We start from the raw sequence: 21,517 nt of genomic DNA, 5'->3' as shown, positions 1-21,517 counted from the left end.
TGGCTGCTCAGCGTTCAATGAAGGTGATGGGATCAGTCTCCGGCGGCTCATGGAGCATGGTGTGCAGCGCATGCAGGATGGTTTCGGCGGTGTAGGGCTTCGGCAGAAACTGACGGGCGCCAGCATTCCGGGCCTTGGCCACCAGGTGGTCGGTATCCAGGCCGCTGGCCGCAATCACACGCAGCCCGGGTTTGAGCCGCAGCAGGATCTGGATGGCGGTGGGACCATCCATCAGAGGCATCATGAGGTCGATCAGCACCGCGGCGATTTCATTCTGCCGGGAGGAGAAGACCGCGACGGCCTCCACGCCGTCGCCGGCCTGCAGCACACGGTAGCCGAACGACTCGAGCGTCTGGCGGGTGATTTCACGCACCGCGGCCTCGTCGTCCACGAGCAGAATGCATTCGCCATTGCCATGAGGCAGATTTTTGACGGAGGTGGTCTCGGCGGAAGTGGTGAGTTCGGCGAGGGCGGGCAGGTAGATGCTGAACTTGGTGCCCATGTTCTTCTCGCTTTGAACGCGGATGAAGCCCCCGTGGCTCTTGACGATGGCCATGGTGGTGGACAGACCCAGCCCGGTACCGCGGCCCACCTCTTTGGTGGTGAAGAAGGGTTCGAAGATGCGCTCGACCACCTCGGGCGGCATGCCGGTGCCGGTGTCTGCCACTGAAATGATGACATAGGGGCCGGGCCTGCCCTGCATGTTCATCTCCGTGTACTGGGCATCGAGCATGGTGTTGTCTGCCGAGAGGGTCAGAGTGCCGCCTTCAGGCATGGCATCGCGCGCATTGACGCAAAGGTTGAGCAGGACTTGATGAAGCTGCGTGGGATCTCCCAGCACCACCCAGAGGCCAGCGGGCAGGACGCTGCGCACCTGAATGCTTTTCAAGAAGGTCTCGTTGGCGATCTTTTCGATCTCCTGGATGAGTTCTTCAACCTTGACCTCCACCCGCTGGCCTGACACGCCACGGGCAAAGGAGAGCACCTGCCTGACCATGTCCGCGCCGCGCTTGGTGCTGGTTTCAATGGTGGAGAGGATGCCCATGCGCTTCGGGTTCGTCTCCGTCAGCCGCAGCAGGTCAATGGACATCATGATGGGCGAGAGCACGTTGTTGAGGTCATGGGCGATGCCCCCCGCCAGGGTGCCAATGCTCTCCATGCGCTGGGCGCGGAGGAACTGCTGCTCGACTTTTTTGCGCTCGGTGATGTCCGTGTTGATGGTGAGGATGGCCTTGGGACGACCCTCATCCGTGTGAATGAGATTCCAGCGGCCTTCGACCACCACCTCTTCACCGGCCTTGGTCCATTGCTGGATCTCACCCACCCATTCGCCCTGCGTGAGGGTGGCCGCCAGGGCGGCGCGGAAGTTTGTGGGATCACGGTAGAGGAGCTCTTCACCGCTGCGCCCGATGGCTTCTGCAGCACTCCAGCCGTAGAGGCGTTCCGCGCTGCGGTTCCAGTAGAGGATGCGGTTCTTCAGGTCACGCACGATGATGGCGTCCTGCGCCTTGTCCAAGAGGGTGGCTTGTTCGCGCAGGATCTCTTCAGCCTGCTTGCGCTCGGTGATGTCAAAGAGGACGCCGATGAAGTAGGCGATGCTGCGATCCGGATTTCTCACGCAGCCCACACCGATGCTGCCCCAGATGACGCGGCCATCCTTGCGGACAAAACGCTTTTCCAGTTCATACCGGTCCAACGTGCCCGCCAGGAGTTTGGCAAACTGGCGCTGATCGACCTCCAAGTCCGCCGGGTAGGTGATCTCGGGCCAGGTCATGGCCATCAGCTCCTCCCGGGGGTAGCCCAGGATGTCGCAGATCTGGTCATTGGCCAGGACCCAGCCCTTTTCCAGAGTGGTGATGGCGATGCCGTGTGTGGCCAGCTCGAAGTAGCTGCGGAACCTGGCCTCGCTCTCGCGGAGGGTGTGTTCTGCATGGCGCTGCTCGGTCACGTCCAAGGCGAGACAGCCCACCCGTGTCTCCTTGCCCGGCACGACAATGGGGAATTTGACCACCAGAAACTCGCCGGGAGAGCCGTCCGCGCGCTTGCCCGGCATCACGCCTTCGATGGCGCTCTGTGTGGCAATGACCGTGCGGTTTTTTTCCAGATAGATCCCTGCCAGTTCCGGCTCGTAGATATCCTGCACCGACCGACCCGTCAGGTCCTGGGCCTGCACGCCAAACATCCGGAAGTAGCCGGGGCTGACGTAGTGGAAACGCCCCGACACATCCACAATCCAGCCCGCCACGGGACTGTGCGTCATGAAAGACCGGAAGCGCTCCTCGCTGGCCAGGAGGGCCTCGTCTGATTTTCGCTGTTCGGTGATGTCATGCGCGGTGCCGATCAATTTCACCGGTTTGCCGGTGGTCCCATCCAGATAGACCTGGGCGGTCTGCTGCACGATGCGCTCGGTGCCGTCCGGACGGATGAAGCGGAACATGGCGGAGTACCGGCGGCGCTCGCGGACCGCCGCCTCCATCTCCTGGCGGACGGTCTCCCGGTCCTCGGGATGGACGTGTTGGAGGCAGCGCTCGCGAGAAATTTCCGCAGTGCCCGGCGCAAAGCCGGCGATGCGGCACATTTCATCCGACCAGCGCAGCGGGGCGGGGCCGGCGATGGAAGGCTCCCGCAGATCAAGCTCCCAGCTGCCAAAATGGCCGATGTGCTGAGCCGCCGCCAGACTGGCCTCGCTGGCAAAATGGGCCTGTTCGACCTTCAGCCGCTGCTGCTCCTTCAGATGAGACTCGATGGCGAAAGAGATGTTCTCAGCGATGGAATTGAGGAACTCAAACTCCTCGTCTTTGAAGTAGCCAGGCGTGCCGCCATAGACTGTGTAAACGCCCACGGGTTGTGAGCCGACTCTCAGAGGGAAGCTGGCGCTGGCACGGAAGCCCCGTTTCAGCGCTTCCTCCCGCCACGGGGCCATGCGTTCGTCGGTAGAGATGTCATTGCAAAAGACCATCTGGTTTTCCCGAAAGGCCCTGCCGGGGGGGCCCTGGCCCCGTGGATCTGGGAGCAGGGAGATTTTGGTCAGGTCCAGATAGCCGTCATCGATGCCGTGCATGGCCACAGGCACCAGCTTCTGATCCTCCAGCTGCGCGGCGCCCACCCATGCCATCAGCAGGCCGCCGCGCTCCACGGCGATGCGGCAGGCCTCCTCGTACAAGCGCTGGGTGTCCTTGATGCGCACAATGGCCTCATTGATGCCACTGGAGACAGCATAGAGCTTGTTTATGCGTTCCAGCCGTTGCTCCGCCAGGATGCGTTCCGTCACATCCTGGCTGGTGCCGATCGCATGCGAGGTCTTGCCTGAGGCATCTTTTACCACCTCCCAGCGCTGCTCGATGTGCCGCACCCTGCCGTCGGGCATGATCATCCGGTGGACAAAGGTGCGGTTCGAGCTGTTCTTGATGGAAGTCTGAAACAACTCGTCCACCACCTGCAGATCCTCCGGGTGGACGCGTTTGAGAAACTCTGGGTAGGATGGTTCGCAGGTCTCTGGTGTGGTGCCGAAGATGCGGTGCGTTTCCGGAGACCATTTGGCCTCAAAGGTGTCCGTGTTCACCACCCAGCTCCCCACTTTGCCGACGGCCTGGGCGGCGGTGAGCAGGCAGGTCTGGCTGCGCAGGTCGGTTTCGCTTTGGCGCAGCGCCTTTTCTGACTGCTCAAGGTGGGCCACGGTTTGCAGCAAAGTGTCCTGCGTGCGGGTCAGTCCCCGGACTTCATGCCGCAGCTGAATCTGCGACATGACCTGCTGGCTGAGCACCCGCAGGGCACGCTGTTGCATTTCCGTCAGCTGCCGGGGCACTCGGTCGATGACACAGAGCGTGCCCAGCGCTTCGCCGCCGGGAGCGACGAGGGGTGCGCCTGCATAGAACCGGATCTGGGGATCGCCAAGAACGAGCGGATTGCGGGCAAAGCGCTCGTCCTTCAGCGCGTCTGGCACGATCAGGAGATCCGCAGACGCCAGGGCATGGGCGCAAAAGGCGTGATCACGCGGGGTCTGCGTGGTGGAGAGACCGACCCGAGATTTGAACCATTGGCGGGAGCCGTCCACGAGTGTGACCAAAGCAATCGGTGTCTGACAGATATCTGCCGCCAATGCGGTGATCTCGTCGAAAGCCACTTCTGCTGGCGAATCCAGGATATCGTAGGCACGCAGGACCTGGAGGCGTTGCGCCTCGTTGGGAGGAAAGGGAGCGGTCATGCGGTCGGAAAGAGCGGGCAGAACCTCATGAAAAGCGTGGCAGACCGCGATTGGAAAGTGAATCACCCTTTAATAAGGGGTAAGTGCTTGGAATGTACCTCAAGACTACGGTCAGGCCTGATGAATTGGCGCAACAAAAAGCCCTGTCATTCGGTGAACGACAGGGCTTTGAAATTGGTTGCGGGAGTAGGATTTGAACCTACGACCTTCAGGTTATGAGCCTGACGAGCTACCGGGCTGCTCCATCCCGCGATTTGATGGGGTGTTAGGTTCGTCGGTCTCGGAAGATTGGCAACCTGTTTTTACAATACTTCGCATCTTGACCTGCAACATCGCCTGCGCCTCCTCGTTTGCTGCTTCCCTCATGAAATACACCGCCACCACACTCCTGCTCGCATTGGCGAGCCTTTCGGCCTCGGCTGCCGACTCCAAACCCGCCGCCCCAGCCGCAGACAAGCCTTCTCCCATCGGTTACTCGGACACACCGGTCATTCCCGGCACGAAGTGGAAGGTGCATGACATTGACCGTCCGCGTCCGGAGGCCGTCGCTCCTGGCGAAAAGCCTGGCGATGCGCCGGCGGATGCGATCGTGATTTTCAACGGCAGCACCTCTGACGCACTGCAGACCAAGGAAAAAGATGCCAAAGGCAAGGAGACTGGCAAACTGGCGCCGTGCCCATGGAAGATCGAGGACGGTGTGATGCTGATCTCCGGCGGCGACTGCTGGACGAAGCAGGAGTTTGGCAGCTGCCAGCTTCATCTGGAATGGATGAGCGAACCCAACACGAAGGGGAACTCCCAGAAGAAGGGCAACGCGGGTGTGTTTTTCATGGACCGCTACGAGTCCCAGATGCTGGACACGTACAACAACCCGACCTACGCCGACGGCATGACGGGCTCTGTTTACGGGCAGACACCTCCGCTGGTGAACGCGGTGCGCCCCTCCGGTCAATGGCAGGTCTATGACATCGTCTTCACCGCGCCCAAGCTGGAAGGCGGCAAGGTGGTGGAGCCAGCCTACATCACGACGTTTGTGAATGGCATCTGCGTGCAGAACCACACGAAGATCATGGGCCCGACCAAGCACAAAAACGTCACGGATTACAGCGGCGAGTTCCCTGAGAAAGCGCCGATCCGCATCCAAGACCACAAAAACGACCCTCCAGTGCGCATCCGCAACATCTGGATCAGACCCCTCTGAAGGAGCGTACCTTCTCACTTTTTCAGTCATCCAAGGCCGGAGGATCTCCCTCCGGCCTTGTTGTTTTTAGGCGGGAGAGGTCAAAGGTAAGGAAATGGTAAGAATGTTACAGTATTTATGATTATTCCATTGAAGTTAATAAATCGGCACCTAAAGTATGGATATCAGCCGTAATGCCAGAATCATCATAACCTCCATCGCTGCCACCCGTTCTCGGCCGTGCCCTTAAGTCTTCCTTAACCCTTTGATTATGCCGCACGCTTTCCATCCGCGCTCGATCAAAGCCGCTGCCCTCGTTGGCAGCGGGCTGGCGTCGTACGCACGTGCAAAGCGCAGCGCGGAGGCATCGATTTTGACCTTTCATGGCTTGTGCGATGGAGCGGTTGACCATGGCATTCTTGACGGGTCCCTGCATCTTCCGGTCGAAGTCTTTCGCGGCATCTGCTCCATGCTAGCCAGGCATTATCATGTGATCTCGCTTGCCGTTCTGATCGAGGCCCGTACCCGTGGCAACCGCCTGCCAGACAACGCTGTTGTCCTCACCTTTGATGACGGCTATGCCTCGAATTACGAGCTGGCCTACCCCATCCTGAAGGAGTTCGACCTGCATGCGACGATCTTCGTGACCACGGGCTTCCTCGACGGTGTGGAAATGTTTTGGTTTCAGCGTGTCGATCTCGCGCTTGGGCGCTCGAAAAAGGAACTGCTCGACTGGAAGATCAACGGCAAGAATCTGAGGCTCTACATGGGCACCTATGAACTGCGCCAGCAGTCGCTCATGCGAATGCTGCCGGAACTCAAGGAACTGCCGGACATTGATCTGCTCGGTGAGGTGGACCGGCTGGAAGAAGCACTGGGGGTCGATTCTCCTGAATTCAGCACCCTGCCCAAATCCATGCGCCCGATGAACTGGGAAATGGCATGTGAAATGTCGCTCAGCGGTCACGTGGACATCGGCGGTCACACCCACACGCATCCCATTCTGGCACGCTGCGACTCGCTCTCCATGCGGGCGGAGATCGCCACCTGCCGCGAGCGGATCCACGCAGAGATCGGCGAACTGCCGGTCGCATTTGCCTACCCCAATGGGGGGCAGGATGATTTCACGCGGGAGACGCTCATGCTGGTGCGCGAGGCGGGCTTTAAAGCCGCCTGCACCACGATCAGCGGCCGCGTCCATGACAACGTCTCGATGTATCAGCTGCCGCGCTACGGCTCTCCTGCATCCGTGTGGGAGGCGGAGGCCACGGTGTCCGGCGCGTTCGAAACCCTCAAAGACTGGCGGCAGAACTGCCTGAAAGCGATGTCGATGATATGAGGACGATCACGCTTGCCACAAGTGACACGTTGCAGCTGCCCATCCAGCAGCCTGCGCGCAGCTTCGCGACGGCGAAGACCCTGCCGGCACCCGCTCTCGACAGGCGGCCGGTCGTTCTGCACTTCTCCTACAGCATCGGAGGAGGTGGGGCGGAGGCCATGCTCATGAACCTGGCTGAATCACTCGATCCAGCGAAGTTCCGCAGCGTCGTGGTGGCCATCAACGCCAAACCGTGGATCCCTCAGCTCAAACGGCTGCATGAGGCGGGAGTGGACGTCCATGATCTGGAAAGCACCACCTACCTCAATCCCCGCACTCTGGCACGTCTGCGCGCGGTGATCCGTGCGGAACGCCCCGCCATCGTGCAAACGTGGACGCATCACGCCGACCTCGTGGGCGGCTGGGCGGCAAAAATCGCCGGAGCGCGGAATGTCGTGTGGAGCATCCACTGCCGCGAGATCCACCGCAATCCCGGAGACAGCGACCGCAAGATGGCGTTCTTCCGCCGTGCGCTTTCGCTGAGCTCCCGTTTTATTCCGAAACGCATCATTTCCTGCTCTGCCACAGCCATCGAAGACCACGCCGCCATCGGCTATCCGCGGGGCAAAATGCGCTGGATTCCGAATGGCATCGATGCCGAGCGCTTCGTGCCAGACACCGATGCGGGGCTGGACACACGCGCCGAACTCAAGCTGCCACCGAATGCTCCCGTGATCGGCTACGTGGGCCGATTTCATGAGATGAAGGACCTGCCGACTTTCCTGCGAGCAGCGGCCCTTTTGCAATCCCGAGTTCCCGCAGCGCATTTTGTGTTTTGTGGCGGGGTCGAAGTACAAATGACCGAAGAAGAGCGTGGCCTGCTGGCAAACCTGCCGCGGCGTGAGCAGGTTCGTTTTGATTCCTTCCGTGCCGACCCGTGGCGCTTGTATCCGGCGCTGAATGTGTTCTCGCTCTCCTCACGCACCGAAGCGTGCCCGATGACGGTGATGGAGGCGATGTCCTGCGGGGTCCCGTGTGTGACCACGGATGTCGGAGACTGCGCCCGCCTTCTTGAAGGTGTCGGTCATGTGGTGCCCGTGCATGATCCGGAAGCGCTGGCCCAGGCCTGGGAGCAGACGCTGCAAATGGGCGCCACGGCACGCGAAGCGACCGCCCGGGAGTCACGCCAGAAGGTGCTGGAGCGCTTTACCATCGCCCATGCGTCGCGTCAGTATGCGGAAACCTATGCCCAGCTTGTGGAGGTGAGGTCGTGAAGGCGTGGATGTTTCTTGCGCTGATGATGACTCCTGCCGCCGCCACGCCGGTGCAGGTGTCGTTTTGTGATGGAATGACGCGGGTTTCCCGTGAAGGCCCGGCACCCGCTGCGGCGACGCACACGCTGCATGCCGCGCGTGGCGAATGGGAGCCGTTTCAGATCATCGTCAGGGCCGCACCAGAACTCCTCAAGTCAGTTCAGGTCGTTGCCACGGGAATCGCCAAACATGATTCACAAGCACTGCTGCCAGCACCCACAGTGTTGCGTGAGCACTACGTGCGCGTTTCCACTTCCACCCCCAGAGCGCCACTGCCCCCGGGAGAGTATGCAGATGCGCTGGTGCCTCTGGACATGACGGCGCAGGAACTCAGGGGCGGTGCTGTCGTCAATCAGCCTTTCTGGGTGGATGTCTTCGTGCCCTACACGGCGGCGGCGGGAGCTTACACGGGTGAGGTGAGGTTCCAGTTTGCCGAAGGCACCGTTGCCACCGCCGGCTACACGCTCACGGTGTGGGATTTCGACCTGCCGGTCGTGCCCAGGCTCCGCACCTCCATCATGACCACCATGAGGCACGTGGCCCAGGTGCATGGACTTGAGTACAATGACAAGGGACCGTCCCTGGCCCACGCCAGCCTGCTCAATGCCTACTATGACCTGCTCGCGGAGCACCGTCTCAGCGTGGATCAAATCTATGGCAGCTATCCCGAAGCCAGCACCGGAAAGCTCGACGAGGACAAGGCTGAGCGTGCGCTGAGAAAGCACCTGCTGCACCGCCACTGCAACAGCATCGGCCTGCCGATCTGGCCCAAATGGCCGTTCCAGGATCCGCTGGGCAAAGACCGCGAAGCGGCGATGAGCTATGTCGCGCAATGGATGAAGCTGCTGGGTAAAATCCACTGCGAGTCCCGCGGCTACGTCATCATGGGGGATCTTGATGAACCCAACGATGCGGCGGCCTATGCCACGGTGCGCCGCTGGGGCGAGTTCTTCAATGAAGTGGAAAAAAAACACGGCGTGCGTGTGCCACTGCACGTCACGGAGCAGCCGGCGTCTGAAAAGAAAGCCTGGGGTTCTCTGAACGGTGCGGTGGACATCTGGGGACCGCATTTCAGCGAAGTATGGAAGGACATGGAGTGGGCCGGAGGCGGGCATGAGATCGCCGCACGCAGGCAGGCGGGCGAAGAAGTCTGGGCCTATGCCGCGCTGGTACAAATGCCGGAAGCCTGGGAGCAGCAGCATGGCCGCCCCGCACAGCTCACCCACAGTTTTCCGCCGGTGTGGGCGGTCGATTACCCGCCGATGACCCACCGCATTGTTGGCTGGCTGCTGCCACGGCATGGCATCACCGGTTTTGAATATTGGGACACGATCTTTGCCGCGGAAGGCGTGGATGTCTGGGCTGATGCGGGCACGTTCAAAGCGCCGGATGGCGCAGTTTACAATGGCGATGGCTCGTTCATCTACCCAGCCACGGAGAAACGCCAGGGCCGCCATGCCCCGGTCGCGTCCATGCGTCTGAAATGGTTGCGGGAGACCGTGGAGGATTATGATTATCTCATGCTGGCCCGCCAGCTCGGCCTGGAAGATGACGCACGTCGTCTCACCGCCACCTTTGCCCGGGGATTCGGCGACTGGGATGACAGCACCGCAGCGCTCATGAGTGCGCGTCAGGAGCTGGGAGCATTGATTGAATCTGCGCACAACCGCAAGCAAACCGCCGCATTCTTGGAAGGAGGCCCACGATGACCACGACTCTGCTCAGCCCCAAAATGAACACAAAAAGTACATCCGCTGCCGGTCCGGCGCCGCGCCGGGGCGGGCTCACCTTGGAGATCGTACGGGATGTGGAGGCGTTTCACGCCTTGCAGCCTTTTTGGGATGGACTGGTCGGGCAAATGCACACGCGCTCGCCATTCCTGCGCTGGGACTGGATGCGCCTGTGGTGGGAGGAGTGCCGTCAGGAGGCACGTCTGGCCATAGCGGTGCTGCGAGATGCCGAAGGCGTGCCGCAGGCCATCGCACCGCTGATGCTTGCCCGTGAGTCGGATCCGGCGCGCAAACATCTTGTGACGCTGACCTGGCTGGCTGGCTTTGGAGAGGCACATGGAGAAAGGCTGGACCTCATTGTGCCGGCCGGGCGTGAACAGGAACTGACGCCGCAGCTCTGCCGTGTGTTCAAGCTTCTGCGGAATGAATGCGACAACGTGCGGCTCAGCCATCTGCCGGAAGAATCTCCCAACACCCGGCATATTCTGGATGTCCTGAGAGAGGCCTATTCCCGTGCCGGAATACTGAACCGCCAGACCTGCCGCATCATCAATCTTCCTGCCTCGTGGGATGATTATGAGGCACGCCACAATTCCAAATGGCGCAACGTGCTGCGCCGCCGCCGCAGGGCGTTCACGTCCGAACATGCAGGAACCGCAACGCTGGCCGGAGAGCGCGTGCCCCTCGCTGAAGCCATGAAGGAACTGCGTGTGCTGCATGCCATGCAGTGGCCCTCGGGCATCAGCAGTTTCACCACGGAGGCCTCCTGGCGTTTCCATCAGCGCCTGGCGGAGATCTGGGTGCCGCAGCAGCGCGCATGGATGCCCGTGCTCGAAGCCGACGGCAAGGTCATCGCCATTTTGTACGGTTTCATGGAACGCGACGAGTTTTTCCAATACCAGACCGGCTGGGAGCAGTCGCTCTCCAAGATCTCTCCCGGCAAGCTGGTCATGCGCTGGGCCATTGACTGCTCCATCCAGCGTGGGCTGCGGGTGTACGACATGCTGCCCAGCGACTATGAATACAAGCGCCAGTGGGCCGATGGTGCGCGCTGGCTGCTCGATCTCGAAGCCTTCAGCCCGACAAGCTGGCGCGCCGTGGTCTTTCACACCCTGCGCTCCCTGCGCCGCTGGTTCCCCAGCCGTCGCGGTGCTGAGGCGCCGGACGTGCCCCAGCAGGAGCCGGGCGCCGCTCAGTCTTCCGCCGAATAATTTCCGTCATGGCCATCTCCTACAGCATTCAGCCTTCAAACGTCCCTCCGCCGGACGGTTTTGGGGCCATGCTCGCGCTCGCACCGCCTGCAGGACGTGGCCTGTCTCCCATCGCTCCGTCCATGACCGTGCCTGCACACCCGGGCATGTCTCCGGTGTTTGATCCGCGCGCCTTTCTGCCGCCGATCAATCCGCAGGATTTCGAGGTGCAGTCGCTCATCAGCGTCGTGGACGTCATCGGCTACATCCGCAAGCGCTGGCTGCGGGGTGCGGTGCTGGGCCTCATGCTGGCGGCCCTGACGTTCTACTTCCTTGGCATGGGGGCGAAAATCTATGAGGCGGAGTCGCAGATGCTGCTGCGCATTCAGGACGGCAGCATAGTGGACATCGCTGGCTCGTCCTCCCGCGGACCTGGGGAGCTCAGCTCCGTGCAGCTGCTGAACAACCACCGGACCGAGATGCTCTCGCGGCGCTACCTGAGCTATCTCTATGACCACTTGCCCGCGCAGCAGCGGGATGCGCTGCTGGAGCGCGAGCTGCATTCGCTCGGCCGCAAGGATGAGCTGCTGCAGCTGGTAGGACTTTACAAGCCGGGCAAGCCCGGAGAACCGCGCGAGCGCTTCATCAATCTCATGATCGCCAATGTGCGCGTGGAGCCGGTCAAGGAATCGCACGTACTGCGGGTGCAGATCCGCGACCGCGACCCGCAGACGGCCGCCGATCTGGCCAACCACTACATCCAGGAGTACACCCGCTACGTGGCTGACGAGGAAGGCCAGCTCAGCTCGGATGCGGCCACCTACCTCGAAACCAAGTCGGAGGAGCAGCTGAAGCGTTTGCACGAGTCTGAAAAGAAGCTGACGGAATATCGCCAGCAGCAGGGCCTTCCAGAGGACGCTGACTCGAAGGACGTTTCCAGCGACAAGCTGCGCCAGCTCAACGTCGCAATCACCGAGGCCGACTTGAAACTGACCAAGGCGAAGAGCGATCTCAACGATCTCCTGGCAGCGCAGAAAGCCGGCCGCGAACTCACCGAACTCCGAATGTTTGCTGACAACGCGGATGTGAGCTTCATCCGCAAGCAGCTCGATGCCAAGATCGCCGAGCGTGCTCCGCTGGAGGCCACCTGCGGCCGCCGACACCCTCGCATGGTGGCGCTGGCGAAGGAAATCGAGTCGCTGCGTGGTGCGCTGGACCGTGCGGTGGCCTCGGTTGTCAGCATGATCCAGGCCGAAGTCGATTCTCAGCAGAGGCAGATCGCCGACTACAACCGCCAGCTCGAAGCGGCCCGCGGGGTGGCGCTGGATGTCACCGGCAAAAACGTGCAGCTCAATGAGCTGCGCGAAAAAGTACGCATCGAGCGCGACCTGTATGAAAAGCTGGAATCAAAGCGCACCCAGGCGGTGATCACCGGACAGTTCCGCAACAGCGGGATGCTGCGCGTGGCGGATGTGGCGACGGCGCCGGAAAAACCTGTGAAGCCCAGCAAACCCATCGCAGCCGTGGCGGCTGTTCTGATGTTTGGCCTGTCGCTCATCGGTCTGCCTGTTGCCTGGGGCATATTTGACGATCATGTCAGGAAGCTCTTCAGCCCCAAGGCTGAAAAACCGGCGATGCAGGATCCCACGCAGCATACGGCTTACGGTTATGGCTATCCTGTGCAGCAGCAGGTCGCCCCGCCGGCTGTTTCGCCCTTCGCCATTGCGGCGCCTCCAATGATGTCCCTGCCGCAGTCGCCTCCTTCTCGGCCAGTCTATCAGCAGCCCTTCCAGCAACAGCCACAGCCCCAGGCCCCGCCCCAGGCCATGCCGCAGGCGCAGATGCGCCCACAGACCCGCCCGCTGCCTGTGATGAAGCCCGCCAATGGAGAAACGACCATTCTGGCGCGCCTCCCCTACGTCCACGGTACCACTCCGGAGGGGATGCTTTCAGAGCTCCTCAAGCCGGAACCCATCGGCGCATCCAGCGCGCTGCATCAGCTCACCAGCACTCTTGAAAGGCAGGCGATGAACCGCGGCAGCACCGCGGGCGTTATCCTGATCACCAGCGCTGGCACGGGCGAAGGCAAGACACTTGTATCCTCCGCACTCGCCGCCGCTTTCTGCCATCAGGGCCGCCGAGTCTTCATGATGGAATGCAATCCATCTTCTCCGACGCTGCACCAGTGGTTCCCACGGGCGCTCCAGGGCTGCGGCGCCTATGCGAACAATCTGGAAGCTCTGCGCTACGGCCACAGCAATCTCTTCCTCCTGCCTGGCTGTGACCTGCCGGCACACGCCACGAATGAACTTCTGGACGGTTACCGCACCTGGATCGAACGCGCGAAGACGGAGGTGGACTGGATCATTCTTGATGCCTCGCCGCTGCTGAAGAGCTTTGCCAATGTGGCTCCCCTCGCTCCCCTCGCGACGGATGTGCTCATCGTGAACAACCCCGCCAAAACGACACCCGCGCAGTTGCGCGCCGGGGTGGCCCTGCTGCAGCCGATGATGTCATCGACCGCGCTGCGCGGCATGGTGGTGAACGGGAGCTGATTCTCAATGCGCGCCTGCCGCGCCGGACCCTGAGGTCTTCGTGCAGAGGAAGATCAGCGGGATCATGGCGAAGAGGAGCAGCCCTGCGACGTGAAAGCAGTCGTTGTAGGCGAGGATGAAGGCCTGCTTCCGCACGCTCATGTCGAGCAGGTGCAGGGCGCGATCTTGAGCGCCGACGGCATCAATGCCCTGGGAGATGAGATTCTGGGTGATGGCGGCGAGGCGGTCACGCGTGAGCGGATTGTAGAGGCTGACGGCTTCGCCGAGATGGTGGGAGTGGAAGTGCTCGCGCTGGGTGAGGAGGGCGGAGAGCAGCGCGATGCCGACGGAGCCCCCGAGATTGCGCAGCATGTTGAAAAGGCCGGAGGCGCTGGCGGCGTTCTGCGCCTCAATCCCTCCGGTCGTGATGAGGGAGAGGGGAACGATGATGCAAGTGAGGCCGATGGCGCGGATGATCTGTGGCAGCACCAGTTGATCGTGCGCGGTGTCGGCAGTCATGCTGCTCATGAGAACGGCGCTGAGGCCAAACATGGCGAGGCCGAAGGCGACGATGGCGCGCTTGTCGAACCACTTCATGAGTTTGGGCATGAAGGGCATGACGACGAGCTGGGGCAGGCCAACCCACATCATGGTGGTGCCGATCTCCAGCGCATTGTAACCCTGGATCTGCGTGAGATAGACGGGCAGAAGGTACATGAAACCGTAGAGGCAGAGGCCCAGCACCAGATTCACCAGGCTGCCGAGGAGAAAATTCCGGCGGGTAAAGAGGCGCAGATTGACGACTGGCGTGATGTTTTTACGCAGCAGCTCAATGAGCACAAACACCGGCAGCGCGATGGCGGCGAGGATGGCGAGCTGCGTGATGAATTCGGAGCCGAACCAGTCTTCGCGAGTGCCTTCTTCCAGGAAGACGGTGAGCGATCCGAGGCCAAGAGCCATGAAGAGGATGCCGGCCCAGTCGCCCTTTTTCAGCATGGGCAGGCGCATGGGGGAGTCGTCGAGTCCGTAGGCGATGGCGGAGACGAGAAGGATGCCGGGCACCAGATTGATGTAGAAGATCCAGGGCCAGGAGTAGTTCTCCGTGATCCAGCCACCAACGGTCGGGCCGATGGCCGGCGCAAACATGGCGCTGAGGCCGAAGAGCGCGAAGCCGACGCCCTGTTTGTCCGCAGGCAGCTTCAGAAGCACCATGGTCGATGCCATGGGAATGAGCGCGCCGCCGGTGAAGCCCTGCAGCGCGCGGAAGGCGATCATGCTGGGCAGATTCCAGGCGAAGCCGCAGCAGATGGAGAAGACAAGAAAGAGGAGGCTGTTCCAGATGAGATAGCGGCGCATGCCGAAGACCTGCGCGAGCCAGCCGCAGAGAGGGATGACGACAATCTCCGGCACGAGGTAGGAGAGAGAAACCCAGGAGCCTTCATCCAGCGTGGCACCGATGCCTCCGGTGATGTTTTGCAGCGAGGAATTGGAAATCTGGATGTCCAGCACGGCCATGAAGGCTCCAAGCAGCGAGCCGAGCACGGCGACCCAGTTGCGAAAATTTTCGCGGGAAGCCGGGGCGGCTTCAGCCAACGGAGCGGAAAGGTTGAGGCTGCGAGTCATGGCGGTGGGAGTTAAAGGTTTGGATCAGGGCTTCACGCGCACCGTGGCGATGACGGAGAGGCCGGGGGAGAGCTGGCTGGCGAAGGCCTGGGCCTCGGATGCATCGAGCCGGATCTTCACGGGAAGGCGCTGGACGATCTTGGTGTAGTTGCCGGTGGCATTGTCCGGCGGCAGCAGGGTGAACTTGGCGCCTGTGCCGGGCGAGAAGCTGTCCACATGGCCCTGAAAGCGCTGGCCGTGGATGGCGTCGATCTCGATTTCCACCGGCTGGCCGGCACGCATGTGGGAGAGCTGATTTTCTTTGAAGTTGGCCACGACCCAGTTGTCCCGGGACACAATGGCGAGCAGCGCTTGCCCGGGCTGCACATGCTGGCCGGTCTGCAGGGTGCGTTTGCCCACACGTCCGGCATCTGGTGCGCGCAGCACGGTGTAGGAGAGCTGCAGTTCGGCGTCATCCACGACGGCCTGCGCATGGTCGCGCCCTGCCTTGGCCACGACGAGATCGGCTTCTGCTGCACGCACGCCTGCGGTGGAGGCTTCCTGTGAGGCCATGGCGGCGGTTTGGTTGGCCGTGGCGGAATCAAAGGCTGCTTTGGCGCTGTCGAGGTCCTGCCGGGAAATGGCGCGGCCCTCGTTGGTGTAGAGCTTTTCGGCGCGGTCAAAGTCGAGGCGGGCTTTCTCGAGCTGCGCCACGGTGACGTTCACCTTGGCGGCGGCTTCACGGCCGGCGGCCTGAGCGCGGGCCAGGGCGGCCTCGGCCTGGGGGATCTGTGCGGCAGCCTGCTCCAGGGTCGTTTTGGCAAAGGCCAGCTTCATTTCGTAGTCGCGCGGGTCGAGCCTGGCCAGCGGTTGGCCTTTGGCGACGAGTTGGTTGTCCTCCACGAGGATTTCGAGGACGTCTCCCGTGATGCGGCTGCTGACGGGGTGCACGTCTGCTTCGATGAAGGCGTCGTCGGTTTCCTCAAAGTGCGCCGCGTAGGAAAGCCAGGAACTGACCGCCACAGCGGCCAGGGCCAGCACTGGAATGCCGAAAAGCAGAATCTTGGCGCGGGGACTCATCGCGCGTTTGGGCCTGGCGGCGGCTTTCGGGCGTGGTGGCGGCTCGTCGAGCTCGATTTCGGGGAGGCGAATTTTTTCAGCGGTTAATGCGAGGGTGCTCATGACGTTCTGAGGTGTTGTTTACGGCACCATCATCCTCTCGCAGGGGTGGGCCGAACATGACTTGTTTCCTTTGCGCGTTATAGTCAAAAGCTATAAGCTGGTGGAATGGAACTGCGTCATTTGCGCTATTTCGTTGCCGTCGCGGAAGCCCTGAGTTTCAGCCGTGCCGCCACGCGCCTGCGGCTGGCACAGCCTTCGCTGAGCACGCAGATTCGCGATCTGGAAAACGACCTGGGAATTGAACTTCTGGAGCGCAACCGCAACCGCGTGGCGCTGACGGATGCGGGTGCGGTGTTCCTGAAGGAGGCGCGCGCAGTTCTCGCACGTGCGGAAAAAGCCGTGGCGCGGGCGAAAGAGGCTGCGGCAGGAAGCACGGGAGAGCTTCGCGTGGGTTCCATGGGACCCCTGACCATCAGCTTTCTCCCTGCCTGCCTCACGCGGCTGCATGCGGCACTGCCCAAGGCACGGATCAGCGTGACGGAGACGGGACCTTCGGAACAACTCGCGCAGATTTTTGCGGGGCGGATGCACATGGGTTTTGTGCCGGAGATTTTTGCGAAGCTTTCGGCGGCCAAGCGGCTCACCGTGCGGAATATCCTGCGCAGTCCGCTGATCGTCCTTGTCTCGGAACACCATCCGCTGGCGAAAAAAGGCACGGTGCGGATGCGCGATCTGGAGGACGAGACTTTTCTGCACATCCTGATGTATGGGAGCGACGCTCAGCGCGTCTGGACGCGGGAAATCTGCCGCAGCGCCGGCTTCATGCCGCAGTTTGGCAGTGCCGCGTCAAATGCGGAAAACCTGGTGGCCATGGTGGCTGCCGGAGAAGGTGTGGCGCTGATACCGAAGATCGCGGAGCGCACAGGCACACCCGGCTGTGTGCCGCTGCTCGTCATCGACAAAGGGCTGCATTACAACCTGTGTGCAGTTTTCGACGAGGACTTTCCTTCGGCGCTGAGGGACACCTTTCTGGGCATCGTGGAAGAAGAGGCCAAAAAGGTGGAGCGACTGGTGGCTGAGCGGTAAATGGCGTCCAGAGGCCCGTCAAGGCGCGCGCTGCTGCCGCAAAGCATCGATCAGTGCTGCGGGCTCGCTGACACTGACCATGACGGTGTAGCCCTCCGTGGTCGGAATGCGCGCCACGCGGGTTTTGTCTGTGACAAAGAGCAGGGCTTTCTCCCCGTTGCGGAGTTTGAACCATCCGGCGGCGTAGCCGGGCAGCGCTGTTCCCATCGTGCGCCATTTCGGCTGATGATCCTGATCGGTGTTCAGGTTGGTGACGACCGCCGCGTCGAGTTTGAGCGACTTGAGCGGGATCAGCCGGCCGTAAAGATCACCTTGGAGTCGCAGGCCTTCGTTTGAGACCGTGAAACGCACATGCTGCATGGACCACGCCAGCCAGCCCATGAGCAACAGGACAGCGACGAGAATGAGACCGATGATGGCGAAGAACCACAGGGATCTAGTCGCGGCGGGAATCATGGGGAAGACGGTGGAGGCATTCATGGCGCTGAGTGTGATCCCTTCGGTGAAACTTGCCATGAAAACAAAAATCCGGCAGCCTTGCGGACTGCCGGATGATTGTTGAGTCAGGGAAAACGGGGAGGCCCCGCAATCAGTTACGCGTTCGCGCGCAGGATCTGGGCGAGCACGTAAGGCAGAATGCCGCCGGCGCGGTAGTAGTCGATCTCGACGGGGGTGTCGATGCGGACGACGACCGGGACGTCAAAGCTGCTGCCGTCGGCCTTGTGGACGCGGAGGGTGGCTTCGCTCATGGGCTTGAAGTCATTGCTCAGGCCCAGGAGGTCAAAGGTGGCATCGCTGAGGTCCTTGACCTTGTCGTAGTCAGCCTTGTCCTTGAAGTTGCAGGGCAGGACGCCCATGCCGACGAGGTTGCTGCGGTGGATACGCTCGAAGGACTTCGTGATGACGGCTTTGACGCCGAGCAGACGCGTTCCTTTGGCGGCCCAGTCGCGGCTGGAGCCCATGCCGTAGTCTTCACCGCCGAGGATGATGCTAGGCGTGCCAGCGGCCTTGTAGGCCTCCGCAGCGTCATAGATGCTCATTTCGGTGCCAGCAGGCTGCAGAAGGGTGTCGCCACCTTCCTTGCCGCCCAGCATGAGGTTCTTGATGCGCACGTTGGCAAAGGTGCCGCGGGTCATCACGAGGTCATTGCCACGACGGCTGCCGTAGCTGTTGAAGTCTGCCTGGGCCACGCCGTGTTCGAGCAGGAAGCGGCCGGCAGGGCTGGCCTTCTTGATGGCACCCGCAGGGCTGATGTGGTCTGTGGTGACGGAATCGCCGAAGATGCCGAGAGGGCGTGCGCCCTTGATCTCGGTGATGTCTCCGGGAGTCATGCTGAAGTCCGCAAAGAAGGGCGGGTGCTGGATGTAGGTGCTCTTCGGGTCCCACTCAAACACGTCACCCACGCTGCCCTGGATCTCGTTCCACTTCGGATTCTGCGAAGCGAAGTCGGTGTAGAGCTTGCGGAAGACGTCCGGGGAAAGCGCGGAGGCCATGGCATCGCGCACTTCGCTGAGCGTGGGCCAGATGTCCTTCAAATACACGCCGCTGCCGGCGACGAGCTCTTCGGTGCTCAAATCGATATCGACGGTGCCAGCGATGGCATAGGCGACCACGAGCGGGGGGCTCATGAGGAAGTTGGCCTTGATGCTCTGGTGCACGCGGGCTTCGAAGTTGCGATTGCCGGAGAGCACGCTGGCGGCCACCACGTCCTGGCCTTTGACGACATCTTCAATGCCGGCGTCGAGAGGGCCGGAGTTGCCAATGCAGGTGGTGCAGCCGTAGCCGACGGTCTGGAAGCCGAGTTTGTCGAGCTCCACCTGAAGGCCGGTTTTGTTGAGGTAATCCGTCACCACACGGCTGCCTGGGCCGAGGCTGGTTTTCACGGAAGGCTTCACCGTGAGGCCCTTTGCATTCGCCTTCTTCGCCAGGAGGCCGGCGGCGAGCATGACGCTTGGGTTGCTGGTGTTGGTGCAGCTGGTGATGGCGGCGATGAGCACGCTGCCGTCGGTGATGGTGTCTTTGATGCCGTCTTTGGAATCGACAGTCACTTCATAGGAAGTCTTGTCGGAGACGACGTCCACGCCAGCGGCGGCGCCGGTGACATCGATGCCCTCTGCCTTGGCCGCGCCCAGGTGCTCCACGACCTGGGAGGTGGAAGCCTTGCCAAAACCACCGGCTTTCACATCGGCTCCCAGCAGGGCGTTGAACTTGGATTTCAATGCAGGGACTTCGATGCGATCCTGCGGGCGCTTCGGTCCGGAGACGCACGGAACGACCGTGCTGAGATCCATTTCCATCTCGGTGGTGAATTCCAGCGCGCCTTTCTCGGTCGGGATGCCCCACATGCCCTGGGCCTTGTAATAATTCGTGACGGTCGTGCAAAGCTCCTCGCTGCGGCCCGTGCCGCGCAGGTAGGCGATGGTCTCTTCATCCACACCGAAGAAGCCCATGGTTGCGCCGTATTCGGGGGCCATGTTGGCGATGGTCGCGCGGTCGGTGACAGGCAGACTGACAGCGCCCGGGCCGTAGAATTCGACGAACTTGCCCACGACGCCGAGCCTGCGCAGCTTCTGCGTGACTTCGAGCACGAGGTCGGTGGCGGTGACGCCTTCCTTGAGCGCGCCAGTGAGATACACACCCACCACTTCAGGTACCAGGAAGGTCACAGGCTGGCCGAGCATGCCAGCCTCCGCTTCAATGCCGCCCACGCCCCAGCCGACGACGCCCAAGCCGTTGATCATGGTCGTGTGAGAGTCCGTTCCAACGAGGGAGTCCGGATAAAAGACACCGTCCTTTTCCAGCACGCCCTTGGCGAGGTATTCCAGGTTCACCTGGTGCACAATGCCGATGCCGGGAGGCACCACCTTGAAGGTGTTGAAGGCCTGTTCGCCCCACTTCAGGAACTGGTAGCGCTCCTTGTTGCGCTCAAACTCCAGCGCGAGGTTTTGATTCAGAGCCTGCTGTGTTCCAGCGAAATCCACCTGCACGCTGTGGTCGACCACAAGATCCACCGGCACGAGCGGTTCCACCATCTTGGGGTTCTTGCCGAGTTCTTTCACCTTCGAGCGCATGGTGGCCAGATCGACCAAAAGCGGAACACCCGTGAAGTCCTGCAACACGATGCGGGCGACGGTGAAGGGGATCTCATACTCACCCGGTGCTTTCGCGTTCCAGTTCGCGAGGTTTTTGACATCGGCTTCGGTAACCTTCTTGCCGTCCAAATTGCGCAGCAGGGACTCAAGCACGATACGGATGGAAACTGGCAGGCGGGAGACCTTGCCGACGCCGGCTGCCTCGAGTGCAGGAAGGGAATAATACTTGCCGGGAGTTCCGGAGCCAGTGGTGAAGGTGTGGGTGGTGTTCATTTTGATGGGTAGCAGCCAACGAAATAGCAAGCGTAGCACGAATGACACCACTTTTTTGCCCCTCTATTGAGGCAGCCCGTCAGGTTTTCCGCCCAAAGTCCGCTGCACAACCCTTCGGGGTTGGTGGTTTTGAGGATTGTGGATTCTTCAAAGAGGTGGGTGCCTGGCCTCACAAGGCGGAGGGCCGGGGTATAAGAAGAAGAGCGAAAGGCTGGCCGGACTTGTGCAGCGGCGCGCCAGCCGTCCAAAAAAGGGGCCGGCCTCAGCGATTGGTCCGAGCATGAAATGACCGGATACCATGTTATACCATTCAAGAGCCGGCCGTCCTCAAACAAGGGTGTGAGCACGCAACGCGCTTCCGCCTTCGGAATCGTCGTGGTGACGAGGTCAAGATTGCAGTGCGAAGGTGGAATTGAGGGTCAAAAGCCGCTGAAATGCGCAGGCTGCGTGAAAAAAGTGCAAAAAGATGAACAATGTAGTTGCACGGTTCTGGGGCTGTTCTATGATCCCAACCCGCAGCGAAAAACGCGGGCTGAGAAAAGAAGGTTTGAGAAGCAAAAAGCGGCTCGAATTGACTGGAATCAGAAACGATCTTTTAGAACAAAAAACAGAAGCGACGAAGCAAGGGTAAAACCGAGTTTCGAAGTTTGAAAACAAAAGGCTAAATTGTGCGCTGCGCGAACAGAAGCGCAGGCATCTGTGGTTTAAACAGATGCAGTCAATTTGGCTGACTTTAAAAAGTCAGCACCAATAATTTTTGGAGAGTTTGATTCTGGCTCAGAACGAACGCTGGCGGCGTGGATAAGACATGCAAGTCGAACGGGATCATTGAGGTAGCAATATTTCGATGGTCTAGTGGCGAACGGGTGCGTA

Annotated in this window: 13 protein-coding genes, 1 tRNA gene and 1 rRNA gene; 9 read left to right on the top strand and 6 right to left on the bottom strand. The window is 61.2% G+C overall.

The window, feature by feature from the left end; all coding sequences use genetic code 11:
• Positions 1 to 7 precede the first annotated feature (7 nt).
• Positions 8 to 4,204, bottom strand: coding sequence for a PAS domain S-box protein (locus ACILSR_RS27675; RefSeq protein WP_395753059.1), 4,197 nt, complete (start codon positions 4,202 to 4,204; stop codon positions 8 to 10).
• A 175-nt stretch (positions 4,205 to 4,379) separates the two neighbouring features.
• Positions 4,380 to 4,456 (bottom strand) — tRNA-Met (locus ACILSR_RS27670).
• Between the two features lie 112 nt (positions 4,457 to 4,568).
• Here ACILSR_RS27670 and ACILSR_RS27665 point away from each other — a divergent pair.
• The 6 genes from ACILSR_RS27665 (at position 4,569) to ACILSR_RS27640 (ending at position 13,490) form a co-directional block, all read left to right on the top strand.
• Positions 4,569 to 5,405 (top strand): DUF1080 domain-containing protein, encoded by an 837-nt coding sequence (locus ACILSR_RS27665; protein ID WP_395753058.1) that lies wholly within the window; start codon positions 4,569 to 4,571, stop codon positions 5,403 to 5,405.
• Between the two features lie 250 nt (positions 5,406 to 5,655).
• Positions 5,656 to 6,723 carry a polysaccharide deacetylase family protein gene (locus ACILSR_RS27660; RefSeq protein WP_395753057.1) on the top strand — a complete coding sequence of 356 codons (1,068 nt, stop codon included), beginning with the start codon at positions 5,656 to 5,658 and terminating at the stop codon, positions 6,721 to 6,723.
• Positions 6,720 to 7,976 (top strand): glycosyltransferase, encoded by a 1,257-nt coding sequence (locus ACILSR_RS27655; protein ID WP_395753056.1) that lies wholly within the window; start codon positions 6,720 to 6,722, stop codon positions 7,974 to 7,976. Before ACILSR_RS27660 ends, ACILSR_RS27655 begins: the two co-directional genes overlap by 4 nt.
• 8 nt (positions 7,977 to 7,984) lie before the next feature.
• Entirely contained in the window at positions 7,985 to 9,724 is a 1,740-nt protein-coding gene (locus tag ACILSR_RS27650) for a DUF4091 domain-containing protein (RefSeq protein ID WP_395753055.1), read from the top strand.
• A 23-nt stretch (positions 9,725 to 9,747) separates the two neighbouring features.
• A complete protein-coding gene (locus tag ACILSR_RS27645) occupies positions 9,748 to 10,956 on the top strand; it encodes a GNAT family N-acetyltransferase (RefSeq protein WP_395753054.1) in 1,209 nt (402 codons plus the stop codon).
• 8 nt (positions 10,957 to 10,964) lie between these two features.
• Positions 10,965 to 13,490 (top strand): exopolysaccharide transport family protein, encoded by a 2,526-nt coding sequence (locus tag ACILSR_RS27640; RefSeq protein WP_395753053.1) that lies wholly within the window; start codon positions 10,965 to 10,967, stop codon positions 13,488 to 13,490.
• A 3-nt stretch (positions 13,491 to 13,493) separates the two neighbouring features.
• On the opposite strand, the gene ACILSR_RS27635 is transcribed toward ACILSR_RS27640, so the two are convergent.
• Both ACILSR_RS27635 and ACILSR_RS27630 read right to left on the bottom strand, forming a co-directional pair.
• Entirely contained in the window at positions 13,494 to 15,092 is a 1,599-nt protein-coding gene (locus ACILSR_RS27635) for a DHA2 family efflux MFS transporter permease subunit (protein ID WP_395753052.1), read from the bottom strand.
• Positions 15,093 to 15,116: 24 nt separating this feature from the next.
• The gene (locus ACILSR_RS27630) at positions 15,117 to 16,253 is read right to left on the bottom strand and encodes an HlyD family secretion protein (RefSeq protein ID WP_395753051.1); all 1,137 of its coding nucleotides are present in this window, start codon (positions 16,251 to 16,253) and stop codon (positions 15,117 to 15,119) included.
• 105 nt (positions 16,254 to 16,358) lie between these two features.
• Here ACILSR_RS27630 and ACILSR_RS27625 point away from each other — a divergent pair, with 105 nt between their 5' ends.
• Positions 16,359 to 17,279, top strand: coding sequence for a LysR family transcriptional regulator (locus tag ACILSR_RS27625; protein WP_395753050.1), 921 nt, complete (start codon positions 16,359 to 16,361; stop codon positions 17,277 to 17,279).
• A gap of 18 nt (positions 17,280 to 17,297) precedes the next feature.
• On the opposite strand, the gene ACILSR_RS27620 is transcribed toward ACILSR_RS27625, so the two are convergent.
• Complete coding sequence (locus ACILSR_RS27620) at positions 17,298 to 17,759, bottom strand: PH domain-containing protein (protein ID WP_395753049.1); 462 nt, start codon at positions 17,757 to 17,759, stop codon at positions 17,298 to 17,300.
• A 113-nt stretch (positions 17,760 to 17,872) separates the two neighbouring features.
• On the bottom strand, positions 17,873 to 20,644 hold the full coding sequence (acnA, locus tag ACILSR_RS27615) for an aconitate hydratase AcnA (protein WP_395753048.1): 2,772 nt from the start codon (positions 20,642 to 20,644) through the stop codon (positions 17,873 to 17,875).
• Positions 20,645 to 20,983: 339 nt separating this feature from the next.
• Between acnA and ACILSR_RS27610 the strand changes: the two genes are divergently transcribed.
• Complete coding sequence (locus ACILSR_RS27610) at positions 20,984 to 21,295, top strand: hypothetical protein (protein WP_395753047.1); 312 nt, start codon at positions 20,984 to 20,986, stop codon at positions 21,293 to 21,295.
• 103 nt (positions 21,296 to 21,398) lie between these two features.
• Positions 21,399 to 21,517 (top strand): 16S ribosomal RNA (locus ACILSR_RS27605); the annotation flags it as partial.

Source organism: Prosthecobacter sp. (assembly GCF_044222565.1).
Lineage (GTDB): Bacteria > Verrucomicrobiota > Verrucomicrobiia > Verrucomicrobiales > Verrucomicrobiaceae > Prosthecobacter.
Note: the sequence above shows the minus strand (reverse complement) of the source record. Positions and strands in the feature narration are given on the sequence as shown.